Origin of the sequence: Streptomyces sp. NPDC006739 (assembly GCF_042869815.1) — a bacterium.
GTDB lineage: Bacteria > Actinomycetota > Actinomycetes > Streptomycetales > Streptomycetaceae > Streptomyces.
The window spans coordinates 73393-87373 of record NZ_JBIAGM010000025.1; the positions used below are offsets into that span (position 1 = coordinate 73393).

Below are 13981 nucleotides of genomic sequence, written 5' to 3' on the forward strand. Positions count from 1 at the left end.
ACTCCGGCGGCCGGGCGGACCGGAGCCGACACCGCGCGGGCTTCGGCCACCGTTGATCACCAAGCCACGGCCAAGGCGGCGGGCACCCAGGCGGGCGAACGGACCGTGGAGCCGGGGCGGAGGGCCACGCCGGAGGATGTGGCTCGCTACAAGGCGCAGATGGAGGAGTGGGACCGCAAGGTAGCGGAGCTCGTCCAGCGGCAGGCGGCTGCGGATGCCACGCGGACCGCCGAGTCCCGCGCTTCCGCCGCCGATCACCATGCCACCGCAGAGGCCGCGCGCACCCCGGCGGGCGAGCGGACCGTGCAGCCGGAGCACCGGGCCACGCCGGAGGATGTGGCGCGTTACGAGGCGGAGCTGCGGCAGGCGGCCCGCAAGGCGCAGGAGGACGTGTCGGCCGCGCGGCAGGCGGTTGCGGACGCCACGGTGAAGCGTCAAGCGGCCGAGGCCGAACTGTCCGCTGCCCGATGGCAGTTGAAGACCGAGGTCGAGGCGAACCTTGCCGCGGACGCGGTGAACGGGGACGGGCAGTCCACCGGCAGCCGTGCCGCGGTCGCCGCCGACATCGAGTCCGAGGCGCCGGTCGACGAACCCGGCACCGACACGACGCCGTCCGAGACCGCGGGGGACGAGCCGTCCCCCGACTCCGCCGAACCTTCCGAGCCCGCCGGCTCCTCCGAGCCCGCCGGCCACACCGAGCTTGCCGCTTCCTCCGAGCCCGCCACTCAGGCCACGCGCCAGGACCCGATCGCCGACGCACGCCAGCCGCAGGACGAGCTGTTCCGAATGGTCGCGGACTGGCACGAGCAACGCGTCCAGGAGACCACCGCGGCCGCGCACGCCTCGGCCGAGACGGTGCGGCAGGCCCAGGCCCAGGCTCAGGCCGGAGATGGCACGGCCCCCGAGACAGCGGTCCGGCAGGCGGCCGCCGACGAGTCCGCGGCACAGGCAGCCCGCGCCCAGGCGGAGCGCTGGGACGAGCACCGGCAGGCCGCGACGCGGGCGCAGGCGTCCGACACCAAGACGACGGCCCCGGACACCGCTGTGAACATCGGCTTCACCGGAGCGAGGATCGTCGGCCGGCAGGACCTGTCCACGCCGAACCGCGTCTCCCCGCTGCTGCCGACGAGTGACCAGGCGATCATTGTGGACGGCCCGTACAGGATCGCCGACAACCGCATGCACGTGGACGGGCGTTGGCTGACCGCGGCGGAGGTGGCGGAGTACATCCGGCAGCAGACGCGCTGGGATCCGGCAACCCGCCTGCCGGTCGTTCTCATGGCGGGCCAGGCCGGACGCGAGAACGTGCTGCCGTCGTTCGGCGGGCAGGTGGCCGAAGCCCTGAACACCCCGGTCATCGCTCCGGTGGGGCAGCCGGTCCAGCTCGGCCCCACGGAGATCGTCGCCGGAACGCCGGTCCGTCGCGAAGAAGCGGACCAGGTGGACCTGCGCGTCGACACAGGTGAGGGCTTCGCGCTGAACGTGCCGGGACAGCGGCGAGGCAGAGCGCTCACGCACGACCTGGGTACGGCCCTGAGCCATTTCGGAGCCACCCTGGAGCCCGGCACCGCACCCCCGTCCGAGCCGGTCATCTGGGGCTTCGGCCCGGAGGCCCCGGCCGGCATCGCCCGCTACACCGCGCCGCCCACTGCGGCTGACGGCTCATCGGACGTCAGCAGTGCCGTCAGTCACGAGGCGTCCGCGGATGCGGGCACTGCCCCGTCCGCCGAGGACCCGGTCGGCGATCCGCTCGTCCACTCGGTTCCCACCACCGGTGGCACGTGGATCCGGGCTTCCTTCCCGGAGGTGGAGTGGGCGGAGAAGGGCGCGGCGTATCCGCATCTGGCTGATCTGACGACGTTCTCGCAACATGCCATAGATCCGGTGACGAAGAAGCGGTTCAAGCAGGAGCTGCCGTTGCCGTGGCTTCCCGGTCCCGGTTCCACGGCCGGCGTGGATGCGCCGAGGGTGCATTTCTGGGGTTCGCACGCCAGCCCCCACGGCTTTGACATCGCCCAGCAGGACGGCAAGAGCCGCCGGGCCGGCGCCACGGCGACAGGTCGCATGCTGAACCGGCGGAACAGTTTCGCGGCGTTGCCCAGGACGGACATCCTGGTGCTGCTCACGTGTGAACCGGGCGAGCCGCAGAAGGTGGCGGACGAGACAGGGATGATTGTCTACGCTCCCGACGGCGGCCGGGTTGGCCTGGAGCCGCCCGAGGTGACTGAGAGTGGCGAGACGGAGCTGTCCCTGCTCGAAGACGCCCAAGGTATGCCCACCAACTGGCGGGCATACCACCCGCGCCGGCCGTCCGCTCCGGCCGCGGAGCCGACGGCCGGGCCCGCGGCTCTGTCGGGGGGTAACTGGGTTGCCGGGGAGGGTCCTGGCGAAAGTTACGTGAACGCCCCGGGTCAGGCCACGACCGGCGGCGGGGCGCCTGCTTCGGAACCGCTGTCCGGGGACCAGCTGCCCGAGAACGTCCAGCAGCTGCTGCGGTATCCCGTGGTGCAGGCGTTCGTGCCTTTCCTGGGGCTGGCGAGCAGTGAGGATTTGCCGGATCTCGTCGGTGGTGTGAGGGCACCGCTCTCCGGGGCCGAGGTGCAGGCCATTGCCGGGGTGCTCGGTGGGTTCGCGCTGGGAACGCCGCTGAGCGCCGACGAGTACCAGGGGCTGTGGAAGCTGGTGGTGGAGATATCGGCCGCCGTCCGGAACCACCTTCGCACCGCGGACCAGCGCCATGGGTGGGTGCTCGGTATCGTGCGGGGGGCCGAGTCGGCGCTTCTGGAGCTCGATCCCCGCCGGCCCGAGCCGGAAGCGAGGATGGTGCCGAACGCTGTTGTTGCCACGAACAAGGCTGACATCTTCCCGCCGCCGGCATGGTCCCCGACACGACTGTTCTTCGTCGCGGCCGGTGGCACCACTCAAACGGTCTTCCGCGATGGCTTGAAGCCCGCCAAGAGGAGCCTGAACATCGTCAATCGAGTCCTGGCGGACAACCCATCGAATCACGGCTTCGTGGCCGCCTTCGGTTCGGCTGAGAAAGCTGCGGGGCGGTTGAGCCGTGGGCGCGTCTTCGAGATCGACGCGCCGGGCGGTATCGACGTCGAGGCGACCCTCGCCGCGCTCGGCGACGATCGCCCGGACGCTGGCGGGTTGGAGGTTTTCTTCGCGGGCGGCGTCGCGTCGCGCTTCATCAAGGGCTTCTGGAAGATCAGCGACGGCATTAAGAATATCGAGGACCAGCCATGGGTCCCCAACCCGCATTACGCGACCATGCCCGAGAGCCTGGCCGCGGGTGCGCAGCAGGTGTCGGCTGTTGTGTCGGCTGCGGCTGGCGGTGACGGTGGGTCTGCGGTGTTCCCGGAGCAGTTGTCCGGGGGCGGGTTGCAGGGGGCTGTTTCGCAGGTGGTTCGGCAGCGGGCGGTGGAGGCTTTCCGGCCTTTCGTGGAGATGCTGGGCTGGCAGGTCATGCCGGTGTCCGGTGGTCTTCCTCCCTGGAATCCGTTCAGCGTTGCCCAGGTGGAGTCCCTTCTCGCGTTGCTCGGCAGGGTCGAGCAGGGAGCTTGGTTGTCGCCTGTCGGGTACGGACGGTTGCGGCAGCTGGTGGAGGTCGTGGCGCGGGCTGTCTGGAGGGAGCTGCCGCAGGTCGGAGCCCTCAGTGGCGGGGATCTTGATCGGGTGGGTGCCATCGTCCGGGAGGCCGCGTCCGTTCTTGGGCTGCTCGGGCTGCTCGACCCGGCCCGGCCCCCGGTGACCGCACAGGAGGCGGCGAACGCTGTCGGTGCCACGTATCTGGCAGCGATGTTCCCCGAGGAGCAGTCCGGGGGGCGGCTGGGAGAGCCCGTCCAGAGGGTTGCAGAGCATCCTGTGGTGCAGGCGTTCGTGCCTTTCCTGGGGCTGGCGAGCAGTGAGGATTTGCCGGATCTCGTCGGTGGTGTGAGGGCGCGGCTCTCCGGGGCCAAGGTGCAGGGCATTGCCGGGATGCTTGGTCGGTTTGCGCTGGGAACGCCGCTGAGTGCCGACGAGTACCGGGGGCTGTGGGGTCTGGTAGTGGAGATATCGGTCGCCGTCCGGAACCACCTTCGCACCGCGGACCAGCGCCGTGGGTGGGTGTTCGGTATCGTGCGGGGGGCCGAGTCGGCCCTTCTGGAGCTCAATCCCCGCCGGCCCGAGATGCAGGAAGGGCAGCCGCCGAGTGCTGCTGTTCACGCGCCCATCGCCCACATCCGCCCGCAGCCGGCATGGTCCCGGAAACGACTGTTCTTCGTCGCTTATGGTCGCAACCGCGATGAGAAATTCAACGATGGCTTGAGGCCCCTCGGTACCGGCCTGAACATCGCCAACCGTGTCAGGCTGGGGAGGGAGGACACGAACAATACCTACGGCTTCGTCATCGCTTTCGGTTCGGCTAAGGAGGCTGCGGGGCAGCTGAGCTACGGGTGGGTCTTCGAGATCGACGCGCCGGGCGGCATTGACGTCGAGGCGACCCTCGCCGCGCTCGGCGACGATCGCCCGGACGCCGGCGGGTTGGAGGTTTTCTTCGCGGGCGGCATCGCGTCGCGTTTCATCAAGGGCGCCTGGAAGATCAAGCGCGGAACGGAGATCGAGGACCAGCCGTGGGTCCCCAACCCGCATTACGCCGCCGAGCCCCAGAGCCAGGCCGGGAGCGCGCAGCTGGCACCTGCTGTCGCGGGGTTGGCGGCCGCGGACCTGCTGCCGACCGGGATCGAGGGGCCCGCGGCTCTGCCGCCGGGTGACTGGGTACCCGGCGAGGACGACGGCCTCGCGGGGTTGGCGGCCGCGGACCTGCTGCCGACCGGGATCGAGGGGCCCGCGGCTCTGCCGCCGGGTGACCGGGTACCTGCCGAGGACGATGGCCCTGGTGAAAAGTATGTGAGTGCTGTCGGTTTGAGGGTCATGGACCCGCATGTCCTGGAGGCGGCGCCCGGGGAGTCGGTGCCCCTTGAGGGGGTGGAGCTGGCCGCGAGGCCCGGTGTCAAGGTGGTCCTGAGTTATATGGACTTCCATCGGCGTGATGACGGCGTGTGGCATCCGGGGTTGGGACCGCTGGCGGGGGATGGTCAGCCGGAGTCGCCGACGGAGAAGTTCCCCGTCGCGGAGTTCGTAGTCGAGCCGGTGAAGCTGGGTGAGGGGGAGCGGCGTCAGAGCGCGGATGCCGGAATAGCGGCGCTGGTGGCGGGCCGCACGGCGCTGCGCTTCACTGATGAGACGGAGTTGTCCTGGGGCTTGGAATGGCTTTTGGGAAAGGAGTGGACTGTCACGGCGGAGGGCCAGAAGCTCACTGTCCGGGCCAATGCTCATGATGTGCAGTTGCCGGCATATGTCCGGCCCACGCTGGCTGGGCCGGCTGACAGTCTGAGGATGTATCAGGATGCTGCTTACCAGCGGCTGGTCGCCGAGCAGTGGCGGCCGCTCGTCTTCATGGGGCGGGTCTTCGGGCAGGAGCTCGTCGAGTGGTTCGTACGCGGTGTCACCGACGAGGCCGATGTGAAGGCCCATCATGTTCCGTTCTTGTCGGTGATTGCGGACATCGATGAGGTGTGGGGATATGCCTGGCGTCTGTTCACTCATGTCGGTGCTGTGTCGGTGGCGGAGACGTTCCCCAACCCGCAGCTGGCCGGGAACATGTTGACGGCGGCGTCCGAGACGGAGTTCGCGGACGACCGCCCGGGGATCAGGGAGATTCTGCGGCCGGGCACACAGGAGTTTTTCGGCCGGGAACACGACGCTGTCCGGGACCATTTCCTCGCGCTCCTGGATGGGGTGACGGCGTACTACCAGCAAAAGACGGGCAGGCCGGGCGGGAGCGTCGACGTCGACCGCCTGTCTGTTCTGCTGCGCGGGCTGCCAGGTGCCCCTCAGGCGGAGAGTGACGCGACGGCCGGCCATGATGCGACGGTGTCGATGGCGGGGGCCGTGGTGCCGGTCGACGGCCAGGGGCGACCTGAGAGGGCCACGGTGCCGCTGGATCCGCAGAGGTTCGGCTTCAGCGGCCGGCTCATGAGCGATGCGGAGATGGGGCAGGTCGTCCAGGAGCTGACGGCCGTGACGGACCGCGCCCACCTCCGGTGGGCGAAGTCGTCGGAACCGCTGTCCGGGGACCAGCTGCGAGAGCAGATCCTGCAGGTGCTGGGGCATCCCGTGGTTCAGGCTTTCGTGCCGTTCCTGTATATGGCGGGCAACAAGGGCTTGTTGGAGCGTATGGGTGGTCCGCGTCCTGCGCTGGATGAGTTCGAGGTGCAGTCCATCGCCGGGATGCTCGGCGGGTTCGCCCTGAAAACACCGCTGAGCCCCGGCCAGTACCGGGATCTGCGGAAGCTGGTGCTGGACATATCGAAGGCCGTCCGCAAGCACCTCCACGATGAGGACCGTGAGTGGGCGCTCGGCGTCGTGCGGGGTGTCGAGGCCGCGCTTCAAGAACTCGACCCCGGCCGGCGCGTCGTGGAACCAGGATGGGCGCCGGGTGCTGCAGTTCCCACTCGGTGGGCTCGCATCAGCCCGGAGCCGGTCGAGTTGGAGAAACGACTGTTCTTCGTGGCGTACCGTCGCGGCCCCGACGTGGCTTTCCCTGATGGCTTGAGGACCAATGGTCGCGACCTGGACATCGTCAAACGTGTCCGGGAGGGGAGGGACCACCGGAGTTACCGTTTCGTGGGCGCCTTCAGTTCGGCTGAAAAGGCCAGGCAGCAGCGGAGTGGGTACGTCTTTGAGATCGATGCGCCGGGCGGCATCGACGTCAAGGAGACGCTCCTGCGGGCGGGCCACGTGGGCCTGGGCACCGACGGGGTGGAGGTTCTCTTCCCGGGCGGTGTCGCGTCCCGCTTCGTCAAGGGCGCCTGGAAGATCACAGCCAGAAGGCCGATCGAGTCCGGGGAATGGATCCCCAACCCGGGCTACGCGGCAGAGCCCGAGGACCTGGCCGAGAGCGCGCCGCAGGCGCCGCCTTTCTGGTCGTCGGCGGCTGGTGGTGCTGGCGGGTCTGCGACGCTCCCGGAGCCGGAGTTCGGGGACCTGGCCGAGAGCACGCTGCAGGAGCTGCCTGCCTGGTTGTCTGCGGCCGACGCTGATGACGGGTCTGCGATGTTCTGGGAGCCGCAGTCCGAGGGCCTGGCCGAGAGCGCGTTGCAGGAGCTGCCTCCCTGGTTGTCTGCGGCCGACGCTGATGGGGGGGCCGAGATGCTCCTGGACCAGCAGTCCGAGTTCTGGCTGGAGGGAACCGTTTCGCAGGAGTCGCCTCTCTGGGCGGCCGCGGACCCGCTGGCCACCGGGGCCCCGGGGCCTGCGGCTCTGCCGCCGGGTAACTGGGTTCCCGCCGAGGACGACGGCCCTGGTGAAGACTATGTGAACGCCGCGCCCCCGAGGCGGCGCTCGTCGGAGGAGATCCTCAAGGAGCATCTCCAAGGGCTCACGGTGAAGTCGGTGGGCAGGCGCCCGTCCGTCCTCACTCCGGTCAATGAAGTCGCGCAACCCCTCTCCGCGGACGTCCCTCGTGATGCGGCCCGTCAGGGATGGGGCATGCCGGCCACTGACCAGCTGCTCTTCCATGAGAAGTCGAACAAGCACGATGCCGTCATCGATATGCGCGGATCCAACGTCGAGGCGGCGCGCCGACGGGAAGAGGGGGCTCTGCCCAAACCAGAGGAGATCAAGGCCAAGACCGTCAACCGCTATGACACCTATCTGGGAGCCTCGCCGGAGGACGCCGGACTGGTGGCCTATTTCAGGCCGGTTCTGACAGGCATCCTGCCGGACGACGCCGAGACCGTCGCGGCGATCCACGAGCGGTACAAGCAGCGGCTGGAGGAACACTCCCAACTGCGCGAGAGCATGGCGACGCTGACGAACAGCGGTCGGTACCGCGTCACCCCCACGGGGCTCGTCCAGGGCCGGGACAAGCATGGCGAGTTCCGCAACCTGGCCTCGGACAACGACGCCTATGACCTGTTCAGGCGGGACGGACGCCGTGTCAGCGCTGAGGGGGCTCGGGCGATCATCGACGATATGCGGGCGTCGAACATGGGCGTCATGCACGGCGCCCACAAGTTCTGGCGCCCCGTCGACGAGTTCAGCCGGAAGATCTACGACAAGATCGTCAAGTCCCACAAGAGGCCTGACAAGGGTGGTGACGGCGAGCACCTGCTCCGGTTCGTGCCGGGGCGCAAGCTGCCGACGGTGGCGCATGACGAGTCGGAGATCGTGGAGGAGGGGGAACAGGAGCAGGTCGCCGCTTCGTCAAACGCCCGCCCTGACGGTGACGCCGCCGGGGACGGGCACGCGGGCCGGGCTCCGCTGACGGAGGGCCCCGGCGCGCCGGGGGCGCCTGGTGCGCCTGCACCCAAGATCGTGGTCACCGCGCCGGACGAGCCCGGCGACCGTACGCCCTGGTATCTCGAGTACGGCGCGATGGGCCAGGCCGTCGTGCCGGACTCCGTCAAGCAGGTCGAGTTCACCGACGAGCAGGCCAAGCTCTGGGCGGAGGCGATCAGCGAGCGGCTGGAGCTGCCGGAGTCGGTGCCGGATCCGGAGGGCGCGCTGCGTGCCGGGATCCGGGACGCCGTACGGACTCTCCTGCTGACCACGGAGCCGAAGCACTGGGACGACCTCCTGGCGGCCGGGCGCACACTCGTCGTGGCCGGCCGGCTGGTGTGGCTGCGGCCGGTGCTGCGGGATCTGACGTTCCTTCCGTCGGAGAAGAAGGATGTGGCCGAGTATGCGGTCGGGTTCACGTCCACCCTGACCGGGGGCGGGAGCGGCCGCGAGACCGTGCAGGGCGCGGACACGGTGCTCTTCACGGGCCTGAACCTGGGCGGGGGCGTGGCCGCGTCGGCCGCCCTGGCCGGCGCGCCGCAGATCAACGTCGGATCGTCGAAGACCAAGGAGCAGAGCTGGGCGCGGACGGTGCTGTTCGGCCGCAAGCCCTTCGTCAATCAATTCAACCGCTTCAGCGCCGGGCTGGAGATGCGGGTCTTCGTGGGCGGCAAGGAGGCCACACCGCATGGTCACCGGGTGACCGTGCCCGACCGGATCCACGTCGACCTGCCGACGCCGTACTCGGCGGAGCAGGGCCATCGTCCCGATCCGGTCGCGCCGCAGGGGCCTCTTCCGCAGCAGCCGCGCAAGCACGGGCCGTCGCAGGCGCGGGACATGCTGAACGCGGTGGACATGACACCGGTGATCGCCGGTCTGCACAGCAGTCTGCTGGACGCCGGGCTCCCGGCGCCGGCGGTGAAGAAGTTCATGGACGGCCTGGAGATGAACTCCACGAAGGGCTTCCTCACCGAACCGACCGCCCGCAACCGCTACCTGTGGTGGGCTTCCGGCGACACGTCGAACAGTGTCGAGGTGAGCGGTCCGCTGCTGCGCTCGAAGTTCAAGGGCCATGTGCGGCTGCAGGCCTCGATCGCCAGCCTCCAGTACGTCGGCGACACCACCGTGGGCAGCCGCGAGGACATCGGCGCGGGCACCAACCGGACGGCGTCCAGCAAGGGCGCGTCGGTGGGCGGTCTGGGCGGCGGGTACAACACGGCCGGCATCGGTACCGGGGCCGACGCGGCGGCGGCCGGCAGCGACCCGGAGAACGTGCTCGGGACGGGCCAAGGGGCGTCCCATCCCGCTTCGACGACGGTCCGGGTGACGGGCATCGCGCCCGCCATCGGCGGCAGTCTGACCAGTCAGCGCGGCACCGGCTACGCGCTCGATGCCGGGCAGCTGAGCCACGCGGTGCTGAACACCTTCGACGACCAGAGCAGGTACCGCGTCGGACTGCGCCTGACAGCGACCGTGGAGTCCCCGACCCACACCATCGAGCCGGTGGAGGTCACCACCGAGTCCGAGCTGAGCGTGCCCCAGCGCGAGGCGGCCGACTTCGTCAACCGGACGGTGGGCGCCGGGTGGACCCCGGACCTGCGCCCGCTCGACGACGGTCCGGGCGCGCCGCGCCACCAGGTGCTGACACCGCCCGCACCACATACCGTACGACGGCTGCCCACCGCCCGGTCCCCGTTCAACTTCGGTCTGCTCGAGGACTCCCGGAAGGGCATGCGGCTGAACCCGCACCCGCGGGAACCGCTCGCGCTCGCCTCCCGGCGGGGCTTCGGCTTCAGCATGCCGATCGCTTTCGCCGGAGCCGAGATCCTTCAGGCGGACATCCGGGCGGCCATCGCGCAGCACCACCAGAACGCGGTCGGCGCCCGGAAGGCCAAGAAGACCGACTGGGCGACCGCGGACCGCGATCTGGCGGTGTTCTACGGCTCTTCCGGGCTTGCCGACCCCCACAAGGCGCTGCTGGGCGTCCACGAGTCCATCGAGCTGGGTGGCCTGCGCTACAACGTCTCCGCGAGGCTGCGGTGGGGTGACCGCATCAACGGTCCCAACCCGCTGGCCGGCCCTGCCGACCCGGCGAAGGATCCGGTCGAGCAGACGTACAAGATGAAGGTCAACGCCCGGGCCGTCCGCGGCGCCACGGTGTCGGGGGAGCGCAGCCGCGGGACCACCGGCAAGTTCGGCTTCGGCGGCGGTTTCCGAGTGGCCGTACCGGAGCACGAGTTCCGCCTCGGCGAGCTGCACTTCACCACCCCGTCCTTCCGGCTCGCGCTCGGCGCGTTCAAGGGGTTGTTCGGTGGCTCCCGGAAGAAGGCCCAGAAGTTCAGCGGTCTGGCGAAGAACTACCGGCGGACGGAGACGGCCGGCGAGGTCCACGAGGACCGCTACTGGATGATGTACGAGTGGGCGGTCACCCCCGCGTCGGGCGAGCCGTCCTACCTCAGCGGCCGGGTCCCGGTCGTCGGCCGGGTGGTGACCCCGCTGGAACACGCACCCAAGCAGCCCGTCACTCCGAGGCAGGCGGAGACCGCGGGCAAGGCCAGGATCAGCAAGAACCGCCCGCAGGCCGACCGGCCGCTGGACTTCGCCACCGGCACCCAGGGCATCTACCCGGGCTTCCTGATGATGCCCGAACTCGCCCAGCTCGCCGCCCGGATGTACGCCCGGGAGCACGAGCTGCCGGACAGCTGGCTGGGCGACCCCTCCCAGTGGCCGGAGGAGATCCTGGACCTGGCGCATCCGGTGAACCTGGGCTCCGGCTTCGGTGGGATGACCGCGGCGCACGGACACGAGACCGAACTGCCGAAGACCGGCAAGTACAAGGAGGCGTTCCGGGTCAAGCTCCTCACCGACGCCCCTGAGGACCTGGGTCCCAGCAGCGAGGTCGAGGTCGAGCACTACCTCCAGGCCGCCGCCGCGTACGAGAAGGAGAAGAGCAGGGAACTGGAGCTGGGCCTCAGCGGTTCGGGCGGGCCCCAGTTCCGGTTCGGCGCCGACAGCGAGGAGGGCCACCACCACGGCGGCATCGGCGGCCGTGCCACCGTCCTCGGCTACGGCGAGGCCGCCGCCAGGTGGGGCCACGGCGAGGCCGACAAGGCCGGCCGGATCGACATCACCCGGGCGACCTACGGCGGCGATGTCCACACGATACGCACCAACCCGGTCTTCGAGCTCACCTACGTACGGTGGCGGGGCAAGGAACTCATCGAGACCACGCGGTACGTGAGCGTGGAGCGGGGCCTCGACCTCCTCGTCCCCCAACGCCGGCTCGCCGACGTGATGCCGCCGACGCCCGAACCCGACGCGCAGTCCGAATCCGCCTCGCAGTCCGAGGCCGGGCCGGCGTCGGAGCCGGAGGCCCGGCCGAAGGCGGAAGCCGGTTCGCAGTCCGGTGCGGAGCCGGAGTCGGAGCTCGGTTCTGACGCGGCGGCGGATGCGGCGTCGGAGTCCGGGGCGCAGGTCCAGCCGGAGCGGACCGGCGACACTGCCGAGGACCCGGCACGGACTCCGATCCCGGACATTGTCGTCACCCCGCCCGCCGACGAGGACCCGAAGCTCACCCGGACGTACGTGTCCCCGGACCTGATCGCGGGCGTCGGGCATCCGGAGGTGCTGCGGGCCGACGGCGTGCTGGAGGCGATCTTCCAGCGGCTGCGGGACCAAGGTGTGGTCACCACCGAGAAGGTGGCCGGTGCCGCACCGCGTCCCAACCTCCTGAACCGCACACTGACCGCCTCGTTCTCCTCCGAAGCGCTGGAGACCGAGATGCCCGCCCTGACGACCAACCAGGGCGTCAGCCGCTGGCTGCCGATCCCCGGCGCCCTGGGCTCCACCCGCTATCTGTGGGTGAAGGTCAACGCGACCCGGCTGGGCCCCGCGACCGACCAGCGACCGCGCGACGACGTCAAGCTCACCCTGCGCGGCGAAGCGGAGCACGAGAAGGCCGAGAGCGAGACCCACGGACTGGAGTACGGCGGCGGACTGGACGCCCGCGCTCGCGTGGAGGGTGGCGGCCGGCACGGCGGTGTGGAGGGCGGCGCCGGTTACCGCAGCTCCCGCGGGAGGACCGAGGAAAGCACCGACAAGACGGTCAAGATCTACCGGGCCAACCCCAAGGACACGTCGGAGGAGTTCAACCACGACATCACGTTCCAGGTCGAGATGGGCACGACGACCGAGCCGCCCGAGATCCTCAGCGTGCCTGCGCGGGCCGTCGACAAGATCGCCAGGCTGTACTCCGGGGAGCCGTCCCGGGACCGGGGCGTCTTCCAGTGGTACGACGCGGGTGACGGCACCGAGGGGAACAGCCCGCTCGTGGAGGGCGGGAAGGCGCGCCTGCTGGTGCCCCGGCACATGACCGTCGAGACCCATGAGCCGCCGCAGGCCATCGATCTCACCCGGGTACGTGAGACGGCGGTCGCCTGGGAGCCGGCGCCACCGCGGAAGCCGAACAAGCTCCAGAAGCGGAACCGGCCGCAGCAGACGGCCACGAAGCCGGACGCCCCCACGCGTCCCCAGCTGCCGAAGGCACTCGTGGAGGGGCTGCACCCCTGGGCGGTACCGGCCGCCGCCTCGATCGAGCGCTGGGCCGGTCTGACCGCGCTGCGCCAGCGCACCGCCCCGGAACTCGACGTGAATGCCCCGCCGCGGATCGGCGGACTGAACTTCACCACCCGGGCCGGACTGCGCTACAACCACTTCACCAGCGGCAACATGCTCCGCTCGCACATCGCGGAGCTGCTGAAGCACACCTACCAGGTCCCGGTGGGCAGCGACCAGGTCACGGTGGGCCTCGAACTGGACAGCGCCGAGATCCTCGGCCCGGTGGAAGGCACCCTGCTCAAGCAGCGGACGTACGAGCAGCGCAACGAGGAGCCCAAGTCCGAGACGGAGCGGGAGAGCGGCTGGGACATCACGCTCGGGCCGGAGATGGGCGGTTCGATCGGCGAGCACAAGATGTTCGACCGGTTGCCCATCACCGTCAAGAACTGGCTGAACAGCTTCAAGCGGTCCGCCGCGATGGGCGAAACGGACGAGCGCAACAAGGAGGCCCAGCGCCCCTACCGCCAGTACCGCTTCGGCGTCACGGCCGTCGTCCACGGCCCGCACGGCGTCATCCGCATCAAGGTCCCGGCTGGTCTGTACGGCGGGCTCCCGGTCGACACGGCCACCGGCAAGCTGGCCGACGGCCTCGAAGACGAACTCGGCGGCCTGCTGGCGCCCCGGGCCAAGCTTGCCCTGCCGCAGCTCCCTACTCCCGCTATCCGAGCGGCCACACCGCCGCCCCAGGCACCGAAAACGGCGGTGTCCTCCGGGACCGGCGCGACGGCGGACACCGGGACCGGCACGGTCGGTCACGAGGCGGCTGCCGGCATGGACGCCGCCGACACCCGTCAGGGGCTGACGGATGCCGGAGCTGTGCGGACGCAGCACTCCGGGGATGACCCCTCGCTCGCGGAGCCGTCGGACGAGCCGTCGGCCCTGCCGCCGTCGGGTGGCTGGGTTCCCGCAGGGCCGGTGAAGAAGAAGTTCCAGAACGCCACCGGCCCGGCGTCCGAGGCTTCGCGCCTCCCGGAGCCGGAGCAGGGAGACGAGGAGCCGCAGGAAGACGGCGGCGACGGCCCGGAGCCGACGGCGA

The 13981-nt window shown here is 70.2% G+C and carries 1 protein-coding gene (cut by a window edge); it reads left to right on the top strand.

Annotation, left to right across the window (positions count from 1 at the left end; all coding sequences use genetic code 11):
- Positions 1–138: 138 nt before the first annotated feature.
- On the top strand, positions 139–13981 hold the 5' portion of the coding sequence (locus ACFYMM_RS35400) for a hypothetical protein (protein ID WP_388394485.1). 13040 nt of this gene lie beyond the right edge of the window; 13843 of the gene's 26883 nt are visible here — the first part of the coding sequence; it begins with the start codon at positions 139–141; the stop codon falls past the right edge of the window.